The sequence below is a fragment of the Nostoc sp. genome (genome assembly GCF_036916985.1).
Lineage (GTDB): Bacteria > Cyanobacteriota > Cyanobacteriia > Cyanobacteriales > Nostocaceae > Nostoc.
Genome location: NZ_JBALFD010000014.1, coordinates 120,893 through 143,286, shown reverse-complemented (window position 1 = coordinate 143,286; position 22,394 = coordinate 120,893). Strand labels below are relative to the sequence as shown.

Here is a 22,394-nt window from a genome sequence, read left to right as displayed (position 1 = left end):
ATTATGCAAAATCTCACTAGAATTACTCGCAATCCTGAAGTGATGGGTGGTAAACCCTGCATTCGGGGAATGCGTGTCACCGTTGGAACTGTCGTCGGCTTAATGGCATCTGGTCACAGTAATAGCGACATCCTCAAAGCGTATCCCTACCTCGAAGAAGCCGACATCTATGAGGCACTTGCCTACGCTGCATGGCGGGCTGAAGAGATTGAAGTTCCTCTTAGAAGTGCATGAAAATTTTGATTGATATGAACCTTTCTCCTGATTGGGTTGCGGTTTTTGAGAGGTACAATATTGCTGCTGTCCACTGGTCTACGGTTGGCGATCCCCGTGAGAAAGATTCAATAATTATGGAGTGGGCAAGAACTAATGGATATATCGTCTTTACTCACGATTTAGACTTTGGTTCCCTGCTAGCTGCGACAGGTGTCGATACTCCTAGTGTTATTCAGGTTCGTACCCAGGATGTTTTGCCAAAAAGTATAGAAAATCTAGTTATTTCAGCCCTGAATCAGTTTGAGTCTTCACTAGAGACAGGCGCATTGGTCACTGTTGACCAAGCCCAATCCAGAGTGCGTATTCTACCAATTAGGCGCGGATAGTATTAGGGAAATATTGCTAACTCGGTTTCTGGGTCAAAAAAGTGAATTTTTTCTGGAGTTAGCGATAACCAAAGTTGCTCACCAGGTTGTACAAATCGGTCTGGTGGTATTCGCACTTGTAGGTAATTGGCTGTAGTGGCAGGTTGAGATCCTGGTTCGGCAATCTTAACGGCGAGAAAGGAATCGTTACCGAGATTTTCTACCAAATCTACTTGTACAGGTAGATTTTTGGTAGCAGGCATACTCAAGTTCAAATGTTCTGGACGAATACCTAAAATTAGAGTTTTCCCATCATATTTTTGTAAAGCTTTTCCCCAAACTTCTGGAAGGGTGAAACGCAACTGGGGATGAGTAATCAACTGCGGCGCATGAAATTCTACAGGAATAAAATTCATCGGTGGGGAACCAATGAACTCTGCTACAAAAAGGTTGGCAGGACGGTTGTAAAGTTCTAAGGGAGAAGCGACTTGCTGAATTTTACCCTCAGACATAATCGCAATGCGATCGCCCATTGTCATCGCTTCGGTTTGGTCATGGGTAACGTAAATCGTCGTTGTCCCCAGTTGGCGCTGCAATTTGACAATTTGGGCGCGGGTTTCCGCCCGCAGTTTCGCATCTAAGTTAGAAAGCGGTTCATCCATTAAGAATACTTGGGGGTCACGGGCGATCGCTCTTCCCAATGCAACCCGTTGTCTTTGTCCCCCAGATAGCTGTTTGGGTAAGCGATTCAGCAATGTTTCGATTTGCAACAATTGAGCAACACTACGCACCTGTTCATTCACCGCCCGTTCTTTGTCAGAAGTGTAGCGTAATCCTTTAGGTAACTTTCTGGTCGCCCCCACAAAAAGATTTTCCGTCCACGCCTGAAGATATTGAGACGAAGAAGTATTTTCTCCTCTGCTCCTCTGCTCCTCTGCTCCCCTGCTTCCCCTACGGCGTAACCCAAACGCGATGTTATCATACACCGTCATGTGCGGATAGAGGGCATAATTTTGAAACACCATTGCGATGTCGCGTTCCTTTGGTGGTAGGTCATTGATCAAGCGATCGCCTACCCAAATATTACCGCCGGTCATCACCTCTAAGCCGGCGATTAACCGTAGCAAGGTGCTTTTACCACAACCAGAAGGGCCTACCAGCACCATAAACTCGCCATCTGCGATCGTCAGGTTAATCCGCCGCAAGACGTTGACACTTCCGGCACGATCTTGCCCTGCATCAGCTTTATCCCCAGATGTGAGGGGAGATTGGGTTTGTGAGGTAACACTTTCCCCTTTACGTGAGGAAAAACTTTTATAAACGTTTTCTAAAACAACTTGGGACACAACTAATTTGGGGATTGGGCATGGGGCAAAACAGTTCCGAGTTCCGAGTAAAGAAATGAGATTCCCCACTCAGCACTCTTAAGGGGCATTGGACAAATGACAAATGACCAATGACAGTTTAGCGCCAATCATAATACACGTTTAGAGTAAATACGAAAAGTTAAAAAAATAGCTTGCACCATCAAAAGCAAACTACCCTAAATTTTAGGGCTGTCAGGAGGTGTTGTGATGACTACCGATATACCTAAAAATCTTTCCCAAGACCCAAGTATTAATCCTATCCATGACATTGTAGACGTACAAACCACAGATTGTTGCATTGTGGGTGGGGGCCCAGCAGGAGCAGTATTAGCACTGTTGTTAGCGCGTCAAGGCATTTCTGTGATGTTGCTGGAAGCACACAAAGACTTCGATCGCGACTTTCGCGGCGATACGATTCATCCATCGGTGATGGAAATTATGGAGGAATTGGGACTTAGCGATCGCTTGTTACAACTTCCCCATACCAAAATGCGCCAAATTAGTATTCAAACTGCTCAAGATACTGTCACATTCGCAGATTTTAGTCATCTGAAAACCCGCTACCCCTACATTACGATGCTTCCGCAGGTGAAATTCCTGGAGTTCATCACCCAAGAAGCACAAAAATATCCTAGTTTCCATCTGGTGATGGGTGCGAATGTACAGGAATTAATTGCCGAAAATGGCGTAATTCAAGGTGTCCGCTATCGGGGAGGGGGTGGCTGGCATGAAATTCGGGCAATACTGACAGTGGGTGCAGATGGTCGCCACTCACGTTTACGCCACCTGGGTGAGTTTGAATCAATCGAAACCTCGCCACCAATGGATGTCCTTTGGTTTCGCCTACTGCGTCAGCCAGAAGACCCTGAAGGGGGAATGGGGCGCTTTGGTCAAGGTAATATCATCGCCATGCTTGACCGTGGTGATGAGTGGCAAGTTGCTTATGTCATCCCTAAGGGAGGCTATCAACAATTACGGGCTGAGGGTTTGGAGGAATTAAAAAAATCTGTTGTCGAAGTGTTGCCAGAATTCCAGCAACGCATTCAAAATTTACATGATTGGTCACAAATAGCTTTTCTCTCAGTGGAGTCCAGCCGCGTCAAACGCTGGTATCGTCCAGGGCTGCTACTCATCGGTGATGCAGCTCATATAATGTCCCCCGTTGGTGGAGTTGGGATTAACTACGCGATTCAAGATGCTGTAATTACGGCGAATGCACTCAGCAAACCACTCAAGAAGCGCCAAGTACAACCTAGCGACCTAGCAAAAGTACAGCATCAACGCGAGTTGCCCACACGCATCATTCAGGCGTTTCAAACTTTTATCCAAAAGCGGGTATTTGCCCCAGTTCTCAATTCAAATCGTACCTTTGTACCACCTGCGTTTTTGCGCTTACCCATCTTGCGCGACCTTCCCGCCAGGTTGATCGCCTTGGGTGTTTTTCCGGTTCACGTCAAGACTTAATTTTTGCCAATAATTTTTTCTATTTCTGAAATGGGTGGTACAATTATACTACTCATGCAGAATTGAATGCTCAATTTAGTCAAGCGAGGGTGGCGAACAGTATACTCAATGCTGTTCAAAGCGATCGCTTGGCTTTTATGCTAGAAATAACTAAAAACTCAGGCATTATTAAAAAATGCAAACAATTAAACATATCTAGATATTAATTGGCACTACATAGAAAAACCCTCTCTTTTTCAATTAGCACTTTTTACAGTCAGGAGTAATTTTAATGAACAGCTGCGTTTTGATGGCGGAAATTATTAACGAGCCGCAACTCCGCTATACAGCGGATAATCTGGGAGTCACGGAAATGCTAGTGCAGTTTCCCAATTCTCAGAAACCAGAAGATCCGCCAGCCACGCTGAAAGTTGTCGGCTGGGGGAATTTAGCGACAGAAATTCAGCAAAACTACCACCAAGGCGATCGCGTCATCTTGGTAGGACGTTTAACGATGAATACTGTTGAGCGTCAAGAAGGTTTTAAAGAAAAACGCGCTGAATTGACGGTGCAGCAAATTCAATCTGTTGGAGGTAGTTTTGATACCGATCCATTACCCTCTGCAACCGTAACCCCATCATTCACTGAAACTGCTCCACGACAAACACCTTCAGCATCTCGTCCTCCACAGAAAGAGGTTCCCACTTACGAGTCAGCACGTCCAGCACCTACCCCAGCGCCAAGTTACGAACCCGTATCCCAACCCACAAATTATGAGCGAACCACTTATCCAGCAGTGAAAGAGCAAGAACCAGATCCAGATGACATTCCGTTCTAAAGTTGGTAGTTGAGCCTGTATTCAATTTGCTAACTAACATCACAATTAGACAATTTCTACAAATAGCCATCCTTTAGGATGTGCTATTTTTTGTCTGCGATCACTTAGTTTAGCTATCGAGTGAGATAGAGAAAGTTACACTATTTTTAATAAATGTTTATAACACTTGATGGTATTGAATGACTACACCTCACGAGTTAATCACGATACTTAACCGCATCATAGATGGTAAAAAAGATAAAAAGGATATTGCTCTACTGCGACGATGGCTAGAAAATAGTAGTAATCAGCATTTGGTACAGTCAGCTAAATATATAGTTAATACCTCTGATAGCAACAATATTCATATTGGCGATCGCATCATCAACGAAGGTATTAATGAAGAAACGACCGCAATCCTTCGACAGATACAAGAAATACTCCAGAAAATCAGCATTGAAACAGCTTCACAAGCAAATTCCCCGATTTCTCTTATATCTAATATTTCTCCTACAGATACAAATGAAAAGTTTGTAGTTATAACTAATGTACAAACACCACTGCTTCCTCCTCCAACAATACCAGCTATCACAAAGTTCGAGTTTGAAGTTGTAACTATAGACACTCAAGGAATAGAAACGAAGCGTTATTTTAAACAAGCTGAGTATTTTATAGAGAGTCTAGCAGATGGCATTGTATTGGAAATAGTTTCTATTGGTAGTGGTAAATTTCAAATGGGCGCACCTCAAGATGAATCTGAATCACTTGAAGATGAACGTCCCCAGCACATAGTCACTTTAAAACCCTTTTGTATGGGTAAGTATCCTATTACTCAAGCACAGTGGAGAGTTATTGCAAAGCTTCCAAAAATTAAACGCTGTCTTAAAGTGGAACCATCTTGTTTTAAGGGAGATAACTTACCTGTAGAAAGAGTTTCTTGGCATGATGCACAAGAGTTTTGTGAGCGACTTTCACGACAAACAAGAAGAAAATATCGTTTACCTAGCGAAGCTGAATGGGAATACGCTTGTCGCGCTCAAACATCAACTCCATTTCATTTTGGCAAAATAATTACGCCTAATTTAGCCAATTATTGTGGACATAACGAAAATATTCATACTTTTTATTACCAGCAGACAATAGAGGTTGGTAGTTTTCCAGCTAATGCTTTTGGATTATGCGATATGCACGGGCTAGTTTGGGAGTGGTGTGCTGATTACGAACACGAAGACTATCAAGGCGCACCTTTAGATGGGAGTGTATGGTTAAATGATGGCAATGAAGAATATCGAATTTTGCGTGGTGGTTCTTGGGATTCTTCTCCAAATTGCTGTCGTTCTGCATCTCGCTTTTCTGAAATGGCAAGCGTTACTGATAGTAGATTTGGTTTTCGGGTTGTTTGCACTTTGATGTAAGTAGGTGGGTGGGAAAATTTATAAGTATGTAACAAAAATTTAACCTGAAGAATTGGAGTTAAATTTGACACGCTCTGTACTGTAGTTTCCTTTTTTTCCCCTAGCTTGAATACCATCAATTACAGCGTAAGCAATGGTGGTGCTCATCATCGAATATTTGCCCACATAGTTCATTTTTCTTAAGGTGTTGCCACTCCAATTCAATGGGGTTCATTTCGGAGCAATATTCGGGTAAAAAGAAGATGTACAAACCCATCTGTTCCCATTTTGACTACAGCTTTTGTACTTCTTTGCATCGGTGTATAGGCCCGTTATCCTGCACAATTACCCTAGTACGTCCGGTTCTTTGGGCATCAGCCGCAACATGGCTCCATTATGCGTTCTGAAGTAACTTTCTGGCACAGTTCAGACAGCTTTTCTCGTGCTTGTGTGTAAGTATAAGTAGTAGAAACCATAAGTATCAAGAGTTTCCTTTACACTTGTAAGTTGAATTAAGTATATTCTTGCTTAACCTGTACAGACTGTCTGTGCAGGTTGATTGTTCTATCGTAACAGAACAGAAATTGATAAAGTAAAATTTTCAAAAAACCTGGTCAAGCAATTCTGACTAGCTAAACTGCTGGGCATAAAACCGCGCATAGCGATGCTCTAGAGCTAATAATTCTTCATGGGTTCCCGATTCGACAATTTGCCCTTGTTCGAGAACTAAGATACGATCGCACCTTCTAACTGTCGATAAACGGTGAGCAATAATAAATACTGTGCGTTTTTCCATCAATCTTTCCAGCGCTTCCTGTACCAATGCTTCTGACTCGGAATCTAATGCTGATGTCGCCTCATCAAGAATCAAGATTTGGGGATTGAGCAGAACAGCACGAGCGATCGCAATTCTTTGTCTTTGTCCACCTGACAAGTTTACCCCACGTTCGCCTACCCAAGTCTTATAACCTTCTGGTAGTTGGCTAATAAATTGATGGGCATTAGCAATTTTTGCCGCCTCTTTAACTGCTTTTATGTCAAAAATATCTTGTCCAAAGGCGATATTTTGGGCAATCGTTCCTGAAAACATGATGGTTTCTTGAGGAACAATCCCAATTTGTCGCCGCAGACTATGTAGCTTGACATCTCGAATATCAACATCGTCAATGAAGATTTGACCAACTTCGGGGTCGTAAAAACGGGGGAGGAGATTGACAAATGTGGTTTTACCAGCACCAGAAGCACCCACAAGTGCGATCGCTTCACCTGGCGATACCAATAAGCTGATATCTTTTAATACGGGTTCACCTGGCTTATAGGCGAAGGAAATATGACGATATTCTACCTTGCCTTTGACTGGGGGGAGAGCGATCGCATTTGTCTTTTCAATCACCGTCGGTTGAATCGCCATCAATTCAAAAACGCGGTCAACAGATGCTTCACCCTGCTTAAATTCGTTGTAGTTGTTAGTAGTATGACCAATGGGATCGATTAACAGCGCCGCCGCCGCCAGATAACTGAAAAAATTCGCCACTGTCAAGTTACCTTGGGAGATTTGCCACGCTCCCACAATCAGTAACGATAACGCACTTAAGGCTTCCAAAAATCCGATGATGGGAATCTGAATTGCTTTTAGCTGTTCGGCTGAGTATTTCGCTTTCAGGCTGCGTTCTGCTTCATGGCCAAAGCGGGCGATTTCGTAATTTTCGGCAGCAAAAGCCTGTACCAAACGAATACCGTTGAAAACTTCTGAGAGGATGGCTGATAAACCCGACACCCGATTTTGACTTTTTAAGGAATACTTGCGTAACCGTTCCCCAAACCAGCCGACTAAAATACCCATCAGTGGCGCAACTATCACTGTTGCGAGTGTCAGTTGCCAATTTAGGTAAATCATGTAAATCGGAATTGCTACCAACTGCAAAATGCAAGGGATAAAGTCGTGAAATACTTTATTTACCACTTCGCCAACTCGGTCAACATCTTCTGTGAGGCGGTAAGATAAATCACCTGCTTTTGCAGTTTCAAAATAGCTGAGATTTAGCTTTTGCAGATGGGCGTAGACTTGTTGGCGGAGATGAAAAGCAACTCTCAGAGCAGCTTTTGCCATATACATATCTTGTATAGACTGAAACAAGCCTCTGATAAGAAATACTAAAGCACAACTACCAGTTATTTGAGCGATCGCTACTACATTACCTTGGGCAAAGGGAATTGCCAATTTACCAGCGACATTGATCAATACTAGTGTCGCTAGCACGTATCCCAAAATGCCAATAAGTCCCTTGGCGATGGTTTGCCACTGGAGTCGGATATAAGGCAGTAGTAGCCAGTAATTAGAACGGGTTTTCAAGCTTGAAAGTCCACAACGATATTTTACTTTGTTTGACGCTAGCAGTTTTTCGTGAGTTTCTAAACACTTAACTAATTAGTTACAAACTGTTTTAGCATTCATCATAGAGTTTCCCGGTGTTCTTCTATGATTGAAGTGGAATGTTCATTCGAGCAATCTTGCTTTATGAAACTGGAAGAGTATTTCAACGCCCTTGCACCAAATGACATCCGACTCCAAGGAACCCGCATTGGGATTGAGAGCATTCTTTACGAGTATATCTATCACTGCAAAACACCAGAAGAAATTGCCGAACAATTTCATACGGTGACGTTGGAACAGGTTTACGCCACGATTTTGTATTACTTGCATCATCGTTCAGAAGTTGATGCGTATCTGGTAGATTGGTTGGAATTTTCCCGAACCATACGCGAAGAGCAACAGCAAAATCCATCTCCTGCCAGGATGAGGTTTCGGCGGATGCAGGAAGAAAAAGCTCCAAAGCATTTACAGGAAAGCTAATGGCAATCCGGTATCTGTTGGATGAACATCTGAATCCTACATATCGCTCCCAACTTGTGCGGCGCAACCCTGAATTGGTCGTGCGAATCATTGGGGATTTAGATGTGCCACCCAAGGGCACTCCAGATCCAGATATCTTGATTTGGTGCGAAACCAATGGATTTATTTTGGTGACGAATAACCGTAAGTCTATGCCCGGACATTTGACTGACCATTTAGCTTCAGGTCGTCATATTCCCGGAATTTTCACCATTGATGCAAACTGAAGCATTGGACAAACTGTTGAAGAATTAATCATCATTGTGGAAGCTTCGTTTGAGGATGAATACCAGGATCGAATTGAATATCTACCTCTGAGCCGATAGTACATTCTCCAATCCCTCACTTATCCTCAAAAATTAGCCCCCTCCTTGCTTGCAAAGAGAGGGCTGAATTTACCAGAGAAATAATTTGTAATTTAAGCCGAAAATTACGAACTACGAATTACGAATTAATTAATATCCGCCTTCTTCTTCGTATTCTGGCTGCCTTTCCTTGACTTTCTTGGGAATATTCACAGGCTTCGGCGCATCTTCCCAAGCATCGCCATCTACGTCGTCATAATCATCGTATTCGTCAACATAAGGCTTGCTATAAGGCTGGGCTTCATACTTTAGCGGTTGCGGTTGTTGATACCTGTCGTTGCCCGTTGCTTCGCTCCAGTTATCTTCTTCCTCGTCTTCTTCGTATTGAATAGACTCATACTGCCGCGCCTTCATTACCTGACGCTGTGGCCTTTCCTCTTCCACATAGTCTTCATTCCATTCTTCTTCCCGCGCTACGGGTTCGGGGGCGCGAACTTTTTGCCTGGGTGGTTGCAATGGTACTCCACTAGGTAGTTGATTGGGTGGTGCAATTGTACGTGGTGGAGTGTAGCCGTATTCTTCTTCTGCATCGCGTTCCCACGGCGCTTTACCGATACCCAAGCGCTCTAGTAAACCAACTGTCAACTGGTTTACCCGTTCTTCGGCTCCCTCAAACACAATTAACCGATTGGGGCCAGTGCTGACAATTTCATCTACTGAGAACTCGTAAGTACTGACAAATTGATCGGGAATTTGGGGCAATCCTAAAGAAGCAATGACTATAGATTCAAGCTTCCCGTTTTCGCCGTTGAACTTGAAGCCCCGAACTTTGCCTAATACTTCACCTGTTTCTGTGATTACTTCCCAGTTAATCAGATTACTGAGAGATTCAACTTCGATATCTTCAATGACATCTTCGTTATCAACCAAGATGACATCACCAATCTGGCTGATGTTGTTGAGGTACATATAGCGCGGTATGCCCGAAATGGAGATCAGGCTGTCTCGCAAACCAAGAGCCACAACCTCTCTTTGATCGATATCTACCCAGACTTGACTGATGATGCCTAGCCGCTTGCCGTTGTCGCGGGTAATCACCTGGGTATTTAATATGTCGGAACGCCTAATTATCTGTTCGGAGGTCATTCTATACCGAGTCCTGATCTCGAATCCGGTTTAACGCGATGTGCGACTTCTCCTTGGAACCCCGCTTCAATTTCTCTCTCACAGTGGATGAGAGGCTTTGATTTTTGCTCTCTTTCGCTGGTAGGGAAGAGGTTGGGGGTTAGGTTTGAGAGAAAGTCGGACATTACGTGGTTTATCTATACACTATTATTAACAAAAACTCAAGCAGATGTATTGGATGATTGTAACTTAATCCCCAAAACTTGAGTGTAAGCTCCTCGTGCTTGAGTAACGCCAATTGTGCGTTCGGCTGATTCTATCATCGGACGACGCAAACTCACAACTATAAATTGCGCTTGTTGTGACTGTTGTTTAATCATTCTAGCTAATCGTTCTACGTTTGCCCCATCTAGGAACATATCTACTTCGTCAAAGGCGTAAAATGGCGATGGACGGTAGCGTTGCAGGGCAAAGATAAAGCTCAAGGCTGTGAGTGATTTTTCTCCCCCAGACATGGAAGCTAGGCGCTGTACGGGTTTGCCTTTGGGGTGCGCGACTAAATTCAATCCACTGCTAAAGGGATCTTCGGGATTTTCGAGTTGTAAGAAGCCGTCGCCGTCGGAAAGAATGGCAAAAATTGATTGAAAGTTTTCATTAACGGCATCGAAAGCTTCTTTAAAGGCAAGTTGCCGCAATGTGGTAAAGTTTTCAATCCGCAAAAGTAGTTCGGTGCGTTCTCCTTCTAGTGTTTCTAATTTTTGGGTGAGTTCTTGGAGACGGTTTTGAGTGCGTTCGTATTCTTCCAACGCCAGCATATTAACAGGTTCCATTGCCTGTAAGCGTTTGGTAAGCGATCGCAATTCTTTCTGCAATTCTTCTAAATCTACCTTGTCTGGAACTTCAGGCAACGGATTGGGCAATTCTGCTCCCACATCCCGCAATTGAGTTTGCAGTGCAATTAGTTCCTCTCGCCGCTTCTCTTGGGTTTCTTGGAGTTTTTGGATTTCCCATTCCAATTGTTGTTGGCGTAAAAGATGCGATCGCACTTCCAGTTCTGTAGCGTCACGTTTTTGTTTCTCTTCTCCCAAATTCTGCTCCATAAGGCTGAGATTGGCGCGGGTTTGGGTGATGAGAGTGCTGAGTGCTGAGTGCTGAGTGCTGAGGGTATTTAGTTGATTTTGTTGCGCCTCTTGTTCGTGATGATATTGGCTAATTCGCTCCTCCCCTTCTTGAATTTTTTCTTGCAAACGTTGTTGCTGATTTTCTAAATTTTTTAATCTTTGTTCAGCTTCTCGTAACGCTGTTTCGCGTTGTTGTAATTGTTGCTCTTGAATTTTAATGGTTGCCTGGATTTGTTGCCATTCACTGGGAGTTTGAGACGCTTCCAACTCTGCTAAGGCGTGTCGCAATTGTTGCAACTCATTTTCTTGTCCCGGTAATTCCCGCTCTAAAATTTCTAATCGGGATTGAGCAGTGGCTAACTTTTGGCTGTTTTGGGCGAGTTGCGATCGCGTCCCCTCTAATTGCGTTGTTAAACTCTTAATGTCTTTCTGCAACTGTTCCAATTGCAACTGCTGTTCGCGCCGCGCCTGACGCGATTCTGTGAGTTCCTGGGTGAGTTTTTTGGTTCTGGTTGACAAAGTTGCGATCGCTTCAGTACAACGCTCTAAAACCCGCTCAATATCCACCAAACGACTTTTTAAAGCGATCGCTTCATCAGATTCCGCCGCTTCCGCATTACCAAACCGCAACGCTGAACGATTGCTGTTACTACCACCAGTCATTGCACCACTGGTTTCCAACAATTCCCCGTCTAAGGTGACAATGCGATACAGTCCTAAATTTTTCCGCGCCGCCTCAAGGCTGGCAAATACTACTGTGTTACCAAAAACATAACTGAAGACATCTTTGTAACGGCGATCGCAATCAACTAAGTTCACAGCATAGTTAACGAAGCCGCTAGCAAAACGCAGCGTTGCATCTTGAGTAAATTTGGGAGCGTGAATTTTATTTAGCGGTAAAAAAGTCGCTCTCCCTGCACGTTTCTGTTTGAGGAGTTCAATACCCGCTGCGGCGATGCTGTCATCTTCCACCACAATATGTCCCAAGCGTCCCCCAGCAGCCATTTCCAAAGCTAGCTGATGGCGGGGTTCCACCTTTCCCAACTGCACAACTAAACCACAAAGTCCAGGTATTCCCGATTGTAAAATGACTTTACTCGCTTGGGTTCCTTGGACTTCTTGCTGTGCTTGCGCTTGCGCCTCGATTTTATCCAACTGGCGTTGTTTTTCTCGTTGTTCAGAAAGTAACCGTTTTTGGGTTTCCTGTTGGATTTGCAGTTCTTGTTCGGTGGCTGAGAGATTTTGAGCTAAATTTTGGATGGGTTCGCTAGAGGCGTTAAATTCTGTTTCAACTCGATAACACTCAGTTTGTTTTTCTGCTAAAAGCGGTTCGTCGCGTTCAATTAACTGAGTTTGCTCTTGGATAAGTTGCTGTAACTGATTATTGCGTTCCCTCAGTTGTGCTTGTTCGGTGCGTTGCGGTTCTAGGGTGTGCAGCAAAGCTTCAATTTGACGGTTGAATGCTGTTTGTTGCTGCACCCATGCTTCGGAAGCTGAGGCGATTTCGGCGGCGGCTTCGCGGGAACTTTCTAAAGCTTGCTGTGCTTCATTTCTTTGCTGCTGGGAAGACGCGATGAATCGCGTCTCTACAATGTGTGTTTCGGCAATTTCTTCTAGGGAATGGTGATGTTTTTGAATTTCTTGCTGAGTCTGAGTTAGACGTTTGGCAGTTTCTTGGGAAGCTGTTTGTAATTCGGTTAGCTGACGCTGGAGTTGTTTTCGTTCTGCTTCTTGGGTGGCAAGGGTAGATTGTACCGCCAAAAGTTCGTCTTCTCCCAAGGCTTTGACATGGGCGTTGAGTTGTTCTAGTTCAGCAGTTTTTTGGACGATTTGGGAATTTAGGTTTGTGAGTTGGGTAGTGAGTTCAGTAAAATTGCGATCGCCTGTTTGAATTTCGTGAACTAACTTTTCTTGTTGCGCTTGTAGCGATCGCCATGATAAAACAGCTTCCCAAGATTGTTTCGCCAGAAATTCTGTGCGGAGTTTTTGATATTTCTCAGCTTTTGCCCGATCTTGGGAAAGGCGATCGCGCTGTGCAGTTAATTCAGTTTCAATAATCCGACAGCTATCTTCCTTTTCCTTCACCTCATCTAAAGTTGATTTGGCTTGGACAATTTTGCGATCAAATGCCGCCACCCCAGCCAATTCATCAATAATTTCCCGCCGTTCTCGCGCATTCATCGAGATAATGCTGGTGACATCCCCTTGTAGCACCACGTTGTAGCCTTCAGGATAAACCCGCAGGTTACTTAATTCCCCATGCAGTTCTGTCAATGTGCAAGCTTCACCATTGATATAGTAATTCGAGGTGTAAGTCCCTTGGTGAGTGACTCTTAGCCTTCTAGTGACGCTCCACTCTGCCGATTTTGGATTTTGGATTTTAGATTTTGGATTTTCTTCCCCTACTTCCCCTACTTCCTCTACTTCCTCCCTTTGCGGCTTTGTATCTTTGTGTGAGATTTCATCCGACAAATCAAATGTCACAGTGACGCTAGCCTCAATAGAAGCGCGTCCTTTAGCTGTTTGAGTGTTATTTACTAAATCTGGCAAGCGATCGGCTCGCATTCCCTTAGAACTGGAGAGTCCGAGGCAAAATAGCAGTGCATCTAAAATATTTGACTTACCCGAACCATTTGGCCCAGATATGACAGTACACCCCGGTAGCAAAGGGACTGAGGTAGTGCCACCGAAGGATTTGAAGTTGGTAAGTTCCACGCGCTTGATATGCACCATAGGCGCTGGTTCACTGGGCTAATGAAGAACAAGTGTATCAACTAATTAAAAATTCGCAAGAGGGTAGAGGGGAAATTTAGGATTATCGTAGACGCGCGTAGCAGCAAGCCGCAGGCTAGGACAGAGGAAGTCAGGAGAATCGTGGTTCAGAGAAAACTACAATACTACTAGAGTTAGCACGAGCATGAGATTTAATTGCACACCATCAACAGCAACTAGATCAACTGATTCCAATTTTATTTGAGTTAAACCAGGAAAAGGTAAATCAATGACAATTACTTTAGACGCAAGAAATCTTAGTCTGAAAGATGTTCAAAGCCTTCTAAAATTAACAGAACAGTTAAATGACTCATTTACATCATTGCTATCGCTAACAAATCTCACAGAATTTGAGCATCAGGAATTACAGGTAATCCGTAATATATACCATGAATACTACTCAGAGGGTAAAATCTCTGAAGGACAAATAAAATTTCTCTTTCTTGCACCATTACTGAAATTAGCTGGTTTCTATCAGTCCAGCATTAAAATTACATTAGAAGAAAATATAGCTGACATCTCTATAGAAGATGAAGATGCAAATATCAAAGGACGGATGGATCTTTTAGCTGTTAGCAAGACTCAAAAAAGAATAGTAACTACGCCTTTTTTGATATTAGTAATTGAATCTAAAAATAGTAGTTTTAATGCTTTGGAAGGATTACCCCAGTTGCTCACTTATGCCTACAAAAGTCTAGAAAATCAAACATCAGTTTGGGGCGTGACTACTAACGGTATGGATTACCAGTTTGTCTATATGCAGCAAGGGAATCCTCCTGTGTACCAATTATTGCCAAAACTAGATATAACTCGCTCTACATCTTCAATCGAGTTGTTACAAGTTCTTAAATCGATTTGCCTGTTGTAGTTCAATCTTATTTTACCAATTTTTCACTCTTATTTAAGTAAAATAAACAGGGCTTACGCAGACGTAAATCCTGTTTATCTTTGATGATGAATCTAACTGTTAACTGATAGCTTCAGTTATTCTGTTATGGTTTTTTCACAGTTTCAACTTTTGCTTCTACCTTCACTGTCTTCACACCTTGAACTTCCTTAGCCAAGGTTTCAGCTTTCTTGAGTTCTTCAGCAGAAGTCGCTGTGCCTTTGAGGATAATTTCACCCTCTTTATTTTCAACTTGTAACTTATTACCTGGTAAGCCTTTGTTCAATTTTTGACTAACTTCGGTTTTTAAGTCGCCCTTAGCTTTTGTTGCTGCGGTTTTCTCAGTATTGGTTTTAACTTTAGTACCTGCGCTAGCTACTAAAGGAGTGGTTTGTGTTGCTGGAATTTTGGAAGTAGTTTTCTCCGTGGTTTGATTTGTCTGAGAAGCTGGTTTTGCTGGTGCTTGAGCGGCTTCATTTGTAGTGCTAGGAGTTTCCGAACCAGTTTTAGGAGCGTCTTGACAGCCAAAAGTACCAACTACCAAAATGCTACTAACTAGTAATGGAATTAGCTTTTTCATTATCATCTCCGAATTGAGTACTTGAAGCAATTAATTAATGTGTGTGTCATGGTGAGGAGCAGATGTTAAAAAGCAATTAAATCTGAGGCAGTAAAAGTACCCAAGCAAGCACCCAGGTTACTTAAAATTGAAACTTGGACGATTTCTTGAGGCTAAGATTTTGCAGCCACTTTTGAAAAGCACCAATTCAATTTTCCTAACGGTTGCTGACCAGTATAGTCTGCATACAGTCTGTGGTTATCTGTCAATTTAAGGCAGATGCTAAGAAGCTTTATTAAGCTGAGACTGTACCGCTTTACAGTCGTGACTCGATATTATCAGATTTGAGTCAGTTTGGCGATGTCTATGACGAATTCCAAACTTCAGCGTTTTTGCAATCCTGTGCGAACAAATTTACCAACAAAATGTTACTTTAGAAAACTATGGCTTACTGACAATGCCCTAAATATCAGGAAATATTAGCCAATGCCCTACCTTACTTCCGCTAGCGAAATTCGTGCCATTGTTGCTGAATATACCAGTGCTAAAACACTGTGGATAGATACAGAAGTCGCTGACTATAAAAGTCGTAATCCCCGACTGTCACTGATTCAGGTATTAGATAATCCTCAAGATATGAGTGGCGATCGCGTCTATCTTTTAGATGTCTTAGATCAGCCTAATATTATAGCTGAATTTATTGAAGAAATTATGATAAATTCTGCTATTGAAAAAGTTTTTCACAACGCCAGTTATGATCTAAAGCTTCTCGGTAACAAGAAAGCCAAAAATATTACTTGCACTTTGGAAATGGCAAAAAAAATTCCCTACTATCTTTTACCATTACCCAACTACCAACTTAAGACTATAGCTACAGCACTTTGTAGCTTTAATAATATCGATAAACAAGAACAAACAAGCGATTGGGGAAAACGCCCCCTGACTGAAGAACAGATAGAGTATGCTTACTTAGATTGTATTTATCTTGCTCAAATCCACTTAAACTTGTTACGATTACAAGCCCAAGCCAGCCCCGAACCCGCAACGGAAGACTTAATATCACTAAGTACCAGATACTCGCAAGTTGAGCAGCAATGGAAGTTGTTGAATTCAGAATTTGAGCATTTGCAAGAACGTATAAAAAAAGCTATGCAGGCTCAGAATATATCTGAAACTTATGATTATAAGCTGACTAGTTATGAGCGCACTACAATCAAAGCTACATTTACCGAATTGGCAAGGCTAGCACAAACTCAAGGTATTAATTTAGATTTTCCGATTACACTAACTCAGAAACTCCAAAAAGATTTAGGGCAAAATCTAGAACAATTGTCTGTAGATATTGACAAAAATACCTCTTGGCGACTAATTCCCAAAACTCAAGAGACTGAAGCGGAGGATGAGTAAATTGTTCATCAGGCTACAAATGTCGGAATTTATAGAGTTATTGTAAAGCATAAATCTGGAAATTTAATAATTATTTTCTCGTACCTTCCCTGATAAATCTATAAGATATTAGGGAAATTTGTCAATTAACTTTAAAGGTCTATTAAAAGTTAAAATAATTATTGAGTTAAAGAATTAAAGTCTAGGTTTTGGTATTAATTCGATTTAGGTAATATGGCAGTTTATATTAACTTATGAGACGGCGTTTATTTGGGCAAAACCGAACAAGGGTAAATACTTTATTTACCATAGCTATTTTTACTACATTGGCTGCAACTAGCAGTATTTCTTGTAGTAAGAATGACAATGTGTTGGTGACAGAAATAGGAGTCAGTCAACCTAACCGTCGTTCAGCTACAACTTCTAAAGGTGGAGAATTCTATCTTCAGGGAAAGAATCAGCATTTAAATGGCGACTTGCAAGCTGCGATCGCATCATATAGTAAGGCAATTAGTCAAAATTCTCAATATGGCGCTGCCTACAATGGACGGGGATTAGTCTACTTCGATTTGGGAGACAAGGAAAAAGCGATCGCAGATTACAATCAAGCACTCCGCATCAACCCTAATGACGCTGAAGCCTACAATAACTTAGGAAATGCCCGCGCCTCATTAGGAGGTAACAGAGAAGCAGTCAAAGATTACAGTGAAGCGATTCGCCTCAATCCCAACTATGCCGAAGCCTACAATAACCGAGGAAATGCCCGCGCCGCCAATGGAGATAAAAAAGGGGCAATAGACGATCTTGGTCAAGCAATTCTCCTCAACCCCAGATATGCGATCGCCTACAATAACCGAGGAAATGCCCGTGCTGCCAATGGAGATCCTAAGGGTGCGATCGCAGATTACAATCAAGCCATTCGCCTCAATCCTAACTTTGCCCCTGCCTACAATAACCGGGGAAACGCCCGCGCCACTAACGGAGACAAACAAGGGGCACTCAAAGACTTACAACAAGCAGCAAACATTTTTCAAAGTCAGGGTAACAACGACTTATACCAACAAGTGATGAATAACATCAAAGAACTTGGGCAGTAGGGAAAAGCCAAGTCAATTTAACATTAAAAGGGCGGTTAGAAACCGCGACTACACAGGCAAAACCCACCTCCGTGGGTTAAAAATCCTCAATTTTCTTTCTTAGTCCGCGCAGGCGGACTACCCTGCGGGAAGCCGCAAAGCGTCTATGTTTGTGTAGCCGCGTTCACGCAGTGTGCCGCAGGCAATTCTATTCGCCTTATTTGTCCGTTAACAAAATCACATCCCAGAACCAATATGAATCCGATCCTCAACTTCCGCAAATTTTTCCTGTGCCTGCTGTTCAGTACTCAATAGGGAAACCACAATCGCCACAATAAACGCTAGTGGGATACTGATTAATCCAGGATTTTTTAGCGGAAAGGGTGCAGAAGCGTGCTTAAGAATCGTTACTTGAATCGTAGGCGACAAATAAATCAGTACTAAAGAGGAGACAGTACCTACTAACATACTTGCAACCGCACCGTTGGTAGTGAAGCGTCGCCAAAGCATTGATAAAAGCAATGCTGGGAAGTTTGCACTAGCAGCGATCGCAAATGCTAAACCTACCATATAAGCGACGTTTTGACCTTTAAATAAAATACCCAGGAATATGGCCACTAACCCCAAAAGCATTGTCGCACCGCGAGCTACTTTCAGTTGTTCTGACTCGTCAGCATGACCCGAACGCACCACGTTTACCCACAAATCATGAGACAGTGCAGCTGCACCTGAGAGTGTCAACCCAGCGACAACCGCCAAAATTGTTGCAAAGGAAACAGCCGCAATAAAACCTAAGAAAGCATCACCACCGAGAAATTCTGCCAACATCGGCGCAGCCATGTTACCACCAGTACCAATTTTCTCGATCGCATCTTTACCTACCAATACCATTGCTCCAAAGCCCAGAATGAAGGTAAGGAGATAAAAAACGCCAATAATAGCTGTGGCATAAGTAACAGAGAGCCGCGCTGCTTTGGCATCGGGTACTGTGTAGAAACGCATTAGGATGTGAGGTAATCCAGCAGTGCCGAACATCAAGGATAGTCCCAAAGAGATAGCATCCAAGGGGTTAGAAACCAGTTTGCCCGGAGCTAATACACCTGTATACTTCTCAGATGCAGCAGCGAAAAGAGCAAGTGGGTTAAAGCCAAATTGTGCCAGTACCAAAATAGCTAGTAAGATAGTTCCGCCGAGCAACAGAACTGCTTTGATAATTTGTACCCAGGTGGTGGCAATCATCCCACCAAAAATCACATAAGCCATCATCACACAACCGACAATGACCACAGCTAATTCATAATCAAAGCCAAACAACAGTTTAATTAGCTCTCCAGCACCTACCATTTGGGCAATTAAGTAAAAGCTAATTACTACCAGCGTTCCAATCGCAGAGGCGATACGTACAGGCTTTTGCTGCAAGCGATAAGCCACTACATCGGCAAAAGTATATTTACCTAAGTTACGTAGTGGTTCGGCAATTAAGAACATAACAATCGGCCAGCCCACCAGGAAGCCGATAGAATAAATCAAGCCATCAAAGCCGTTGAGTGCCACCAGCCCAGCGATACCTAAAAAGCTAGCTGCACTCATGAAGTCTCCTGCTAGGGCCAGCCCATTTTGGAAACCGCTAATTTTACCGCCAGCTGTATAAAACTGTGCTGTATTTTTGGTGAGCTTTGCCGCCCAATAGGTAATGCCTAAAGAACTGATAACAAATAGAAAGAAGAAAGCGATCGCTAACGGGTTAAAGTGACCAAGACTGGTAATATCAGCCGCCAGTGGCAGATTGAACCACACACTATTCATGCTTTTTTGGTTTAGTAGGTTTAGTATTTTTGAATTTGGGACTAGAAATTGCTATTGGGCATTGAGCATTGGGAAAGAGGAGGCAGAAGTTCTTTAATTTTGAATTTTGTTAGCGCAGCGTAAAGCCTTCTCTACGAGAGGCTCCGCCAACGGCATGGCTTCTCTACGAGACGCTGCGCGAACGCTTAGAGCGAGTCTGCGTACTCTTTCAGAGAAGCAAGCTACGCTTTTAGCGTCTCGTAGAGAGCGTCATTTTGAATTTTGAATTGATTTCTCCCCCTGCTCCCTTGCTTCTTCCCTACTCGCTCATCCCCATGCCCAATTTTCACTTGCGTGTCAGCCTTGCGATTTGGTCATCGTAACTGCTATTTGCCCAACGCACGTAGATAAAAATTAATACCCATGCTGAGACAATTACCAGCGCCCCTAGTAAAATTCCCAGGCTAAGGCCAGGAAATACTAATGACCCCAGCAGGGGCTTATTGAACGCGATTAATAGGATAAAGCCGAAGTAAATAAACATCATGGCTCCACTGAGAATCAGGGATATCCGCCAACGTTCAGCGGCGAGAGCCTGAAGAGCCTTTGTGCGATCGTTCATGTCTTCCTTTCGCTTGAGAAGATTAGGTCAGATTGTCTCATTGAAGTTGATTTCTGCGTAATTTTCTTAAAGATTATTAGTAAATCTATTGCTATATCAGGTAATAAAATTAACTTTGCAAAGTGATATATCAAAATAACAAGACAATAGCGGCTCTGTCTTGAGTCACAAAAACATAAAACTATATGGCAATCCTATCTGAGTTGTAAGAAATTCCCTACTCTTACTTACGCCAATAAGTTCAAAAATCAAATCAGATTGCTATATCTGTGGTTTCCAACCCAGTACCTTAAGTAGTCTATTATACAGTATTCTTTCTACTAAACTCAAGTATTAAATTTTTATATACTAAAACTTAAAATAAATACGTAGTTGCTACCAGGTTTTAAAATCCTTCAAGTTCGGTTAAAAGAAGAGACGCGATGAATTGCGCCTTTGTGATCTATAATTTTCATCAAAAAACCTTAAACTAAGCGTATTGAATCCCGACTTATCAAATAAGTCGGGATTCTAATATTTGCATTCTCACAAATCAAATTAGATTAGTATATCCAATCTAATTGTCTACACCTACAGAAATAAGTTTGCTGTAATATTCAGTTTTTACATAGATGCTGATAATACTATCGTCAACTGCAAAAAAAGTACCTTCTTGCTCATCTTTAGAAAATTGCAAATTTGGGTATTTAGCAGCAGCTTCCTCAGCCGTCATAGCTATTGCTTGCATTTGATCTGGCAATAAACCAGTAGAACCTATGTAAAATACCAAGGGAGATATTTTATCTTGGTAGATATTTTCTGCATATTGTTCTAACTTTTTATTTGCCACTGTTAAAGCTGCAACCATTTCCTCTTTGTTGATCTGCTTACCAGTTTGTTTCTCCTGAAATAACTGCGCCAAACTATCAGCACCAACTTTCTTAAGAATACCTCCAACAATACCATTTTGCTCAAGTCCAAGAAAATCATCAAAAATTGGTTTCATCAATTCGTCAACTTTTGTAATCTTGGTGCGTGATGATAATAGCCTGTGCCGAAAAGCAAGATTTTCATTCAATGCCATCTCAAAACTAGGCTTGATGAAAATTTCTCCAGTTATTCTATCATAAAGACGATACATTTTATTCAGAAACTTGTTAGCAGAATGAAACTTACTGAGGTTAAGAATATCTTGACTACCGACATCAATTTTATAGCTCAATCTTGACTCAATAGTACCATTAACTAAAGCTTCATGAATATCTGTGTATTCATTAGTTGTAGGGAAGTTAATGTAAACATTTTTAGACAGATAGTGCTTTTTAAACTCATCTAACTGTCCTGCTACAAATACATCTGACTCCTTTCTTAAGTGAGCAGAAATAATACTAACAAGTACTTTAATTTCTGCTAGTTCATTGAATAGTCCATCAATGCTGCTGTAATAACTATTAGCAGCTACAAGGGGCAAGTCATCTAACTGAATGGTATGTTCAGCACGGAAGTCAAATTCTTCTGCATCCAGTATTCCTTTTTCTTTGAGTAAGTCAAAGGCTTTTTTACTGCTGATTTTGACTACTAAAGACTTTACATTAATTTTGCCGTCACTGACAATTGTATAGTTATTAAAGGTATTGAGGTCAGTCACTAGCAAACCTGCTACCTCAATAGTAGGGGTTTTGTCTTCAAATTTGGCAAGTTTGACTTTACGTTTGATAAGCATATTGAGAGTAGCAGTATTGCGATTAAACTGAAAATCGCCCATACTTACATACTCAGCATTATCAATATATTCTGTTCTTAACCAAGGTTTAAGCAGTTCCCCATTTTCGTTTCTAACACCTTTAACACGCTTGATACCTGTTCTTTGATAATGTTCTTCTAGGTGCTTGATATTGACGATAATATTGTTGCGGTACTGTGTAAAAATTTGGATTAATTCTACCAGAGAAATTTGATTATTCGTCATATTGCTACCTTCTACATAAAGGTCATTAACAATTCAAAATTCAATTCCCTGTAGAGACGGCGATTTATCGCGTCTCTCTAACCTCCCAAAAGTTTTGAGAGGTTAGTGGTGTTCAGATCCCCGACTTCTTGAAGAAGTCGGGGATCTAGCAGCCCAACAAAATTAATGGGACAGACTACTAGCTACTATGGGCGTTCATTTACTACAAGTTTTGGGCATGTCTGGTAAATTTCGCGCTGCATACTCACCGGACATTCATACTTTTATAGTACAATTGTATCACAAAAATGCCAAGTTGTGTAGATGTAGCTCGT

The 22,394-nt window shown here is 42.2% G+C and carries 19 protein-coding genes; 10 read left to right on the top strand and 9 right to left on the bottom strand.

Going from position 1 to position 22,394, the window contains the following annotated elements; translation table 11 throughout:
- Nucleotides 1-3 precede the first annotated feature (3 nt).
- A complete protein-coding gene (locus V7L07_RS04225; protein ID WP_292741094.1) occupies nucleotides 4-234 on the top strand; it encodes a DUF433 domain-containing protein in 231 nt (76 codons plus the stop codon).
- Complete coding sequence (locus tag V7L07_RS04220) at nucleotides 231-602, top strand: DUF5615 family PIN-like protein (RefSeq protein ID WP_335055363.1); 372 nt, start codon at nucleotides 231-233, stop codon at nucleotides 600-602. Before V7L07_RS04225 ends, V7L07_RS04220 begins: the two co-directional genes overlap by 4 nt.
- 2 nt (nucleotides 603-604) lie before the next feature.
- Here the strand turns inward: V7L07_RS04220 and V7L07_RS04215 are convergent, their stop codons facing one another.
- A complete protein-coding gene (locus V7L07_RS04215) occupies nucleotides 605-1,927 on the bottom strand; it encodes an ABC transporter ATP-binding protein (RefSeq protein WP_335055361.1) in 1,323 nt (440 codons plus the stop codon).
- A 228-nt stretch (nucleotides 1,928-2,155) separates the two neighbouring features.
- On the opposite strand from V7L07_RS04215, the gene V7L07_RS04210 reads away from it, so the two are divergent.
- From V7L07_RS04210 to V7L07_RS04200, 3 genes are all read left to right on the top strand, one after another.
- Nucleotides 2,156-3,412: an FAD-dependent oxidoreductase gene (locus V7L07_RS04210; protein ID WP_335055359.1), complete on the top strand. Its 1,257-nt coding sequence runs from the start codon at nucleotides 2,156-2,158 to the stop codon at nucleotides 3,410-3,412.
- A gap of 271 nt (nucleotides 3,413-3,683) precedes the next feature.
- Nucleotides 3,684-4,229, top strand: a complete 546-nt coding sequence (locus tag V7L07_RS04205) for a single-stranded DNA-binding protein (RefSeq protein WP_335055357.1) — start codon at nucleotides 3,684-3,686, stop codon at nucleotides 4,227-4,229.
- A 179-nt stretch (nucleotides 4,230-4,408) separates the two neighbouring features.
- The gene (locus V7L07_RS04200; RefSeq protein WP_335055355.1) at nucleotides 4,409-5,623 is read left to right on the top strand and encodes an SUMF1/EgtB/PvdO family nonheme iron enzyme; all 1,215 of its coding nucleotides are present in this window, start codon (nucleotides 4,409-4,411) and stop codon (nucleotides 5,621-5,623) included.
- Nucleotides 5,624-5,738: 115 nt separating this feature from the next.
- Here the strand turns inward: V7L07_RS04200 and V7L07_RS33415 are convergent, their stop codons facing one another.
- Entirely contained in the window at nucleotides 5,739-5,879 is a 141-nt protein-coding gene (locus tag V7L07_RS33415) for a transposase (RefSeq protein ID WP_442936005.1), read from the bottom strand.
- A gap of 351 nt (nucleotides 5,880-6,230) precedes the next feature.
- Complete coding sequence (locus V7L07_RS04195; protein WP_335055352.1) at nucleotides 6,231-7,955, bottom strand: ABC transporter ATP-binding protein; 1,725 nt, start codon at nucleotides 7,953-7,955, stop codon at nucleotides 6,231-6,233.
- Nucleotides 7,956-8,120: 165 nt separating this feature from the next.
- Between V7L07_RS04195 and V7L07_RS04190 the strand changes: the two genes are divergently transcribed.
- Nucleotides 8,121-8,456, top strand: coding sequence for a DUF433 domain-containing protein (locus V7L07_RS04190; protein ID WP_335055350.1), 336 nt, complete (start codon nucleotides 8,121-8,123; stop codon nucleotides 8,454-8,456).
- Nucleotides 8,456-8,722, top strand: a complete 267-nt coding sequence (locus tag V7L07_RS04185; RefSeq protein ID WP_335055348.1) for a DUF5615 family PIN-like protein — start codon at nucleotides 8,456-8,458, stop codon at nucleotides 8,720-8,722. Before V7L07_RS04190 ends, V7L07_RS04185 begins: the two co-directional genes overlap by 1 nt.
- Nucleotides 8,723-8,950: 228 nt before the next feature.
- Here V7L07_RS04185 and V7L07_RS04180 read toward each other — a convergent pair whose 3' ends face one another.
- Both V7L07_RS04180 and smc read right to left on the bottom strand, forming a co-directional pair.
- The gene (locus V7L07_RS04180) at nucleotides 8,951-9,946 is read right to left on the bottom strand and encodes a PRC-barrel domain-containing protein (protein WP_335055346.1); all 996 of its coding nucleotides are present in this window, start codon (nucleotides 9,944-9,946) and stop codon (nucleotides 8,951-8,953) included.
- 200 nt (nucleotides 9,947-10,146) lie between these two features.
- Entirely contained in the window at nucleotides 10,147-13,779 is a 3,633-nt protein-coding gene (gene smc / locus V7L07_RS04175; protein WP_335055344.1) for a chromosome segregation protein SMC, read from the bottom strand.
- Nucleotides 13,780-14,047: 268 nt separating this feature from the next.
- On the opposite strand from smc, the gene V7L07_RS04170 reads away from it, so the two are divergent.
- On the top strand, nucleotides 14,048-14,686 hold the full coding sequence (locus V7L07_RS04170) for a restriction endonuclease subunit R (protein ID WP_335055342.1): 639 nt from the start codon (nucleotides 14,048-14,050) through the stop codon (nucleotides 14,684-14,686).
- A gap of 124 nt (nucleotides 14,687-14,810) precedes the next feature.
- Here V7L07_RS04170 and V7L07_RS04165 read toward each other — a convergent pair whose 3' ends face one another.
- On the bottom strand, nucleotides 14,811-15,284 hold the full coding sequence (locus V7L07_RS04165) for a BON domain-containing protein (RefSeq protein WP_335055340.1): 474 nt from the start codon (nucleotides 15,282-15,284) through the stop codon (nucleotides 14,811-14,813).
- A gap of 465 nt (nucleotides 15,285-15,749) precedes the next feature.
- Here V7L07_RS04165 and V7L07_RS04160 point away from each other — a divergent pair, with 465 nt between their 5' ends.
- Together V7L07_RS04160 and V7L07_RS04155 are read left to right on the top strand one after the other, a co-directional pair.
- The gene (locus V7L07_RS04160) at nucleotides 15,750-16,670 is read left to right on the top strand and encodes a ribonuclease D (protein WP_335055339.1); all 921 of its coding nucleotides are present in this window, start codon (nucleotides 15,750-15,752) and stop codon (nucleotides 16,668-16,670) included.
- Nucleotides 16,671-16,903: 233 nt separating this feature from the next.
- Entirely contained in the window at nucleotides 16,904-17,746 is an 843-nt protein-coding gene (locus V7L07_RS04155) for a tetratricopeptide repeat protein (protein ID WP_335055337.1), read from the top strand.
- 216 nt (nucleotides 17,747-17,962) lie between these two features.
- Here the strand turns inward: V7L07_RS04155 and V7L07_RS04150 are convergent, their stop codons facing one another.
- From V7L07_RS04150 to V7L07_RS04140, 3 genes are all read right to left on the bottom strand, one after another.
- Nucleotides 17,963-19,531 (bottom strand): sodium:solute symporter family transporter, encoded by a 1,569-nt coding sequence (locus V7L07_RS04150; RefSeq protein ID WP_335055335.1) that lies wholly within the window; start codon nucleotides 19,529-19,531, stop codon nucleotides 17,963-17,965.
- Between the two features lie 325 nt (nucleotides 19,532-19,856).
- Nucleotides 19,857-20,132 carry a DUF485 domain-containing protein gene (locus V7L07_RS04145; protein ID WP_334695823.1) on the bottom strand — a complete coding sequence of 92 codons (276 nt, stop codon included), beginning with the start codon at nucleotides 20,130-20,132 and terminating at the stop codon, nucleotides 19,857-19,859.
- Nucleotides 20,133-20,688: 556 nt separating this feature from the next.
- The gene (locus tag V7L07_RS04140) at nucleotides 20,689-22,080 is read right to left on the bottom strand and encodes a hypothetical protein (RefSeq protein ID WP_335055333.1); all 1,392 of its coding nucleotides are present in this window, start codon (nucleotides 22,078-22,080) and stop codon (nucleotides 20,689-20,691) included.
- Nucleotides 22,081-22,394 lie beyond the last annotated feature (314 nt).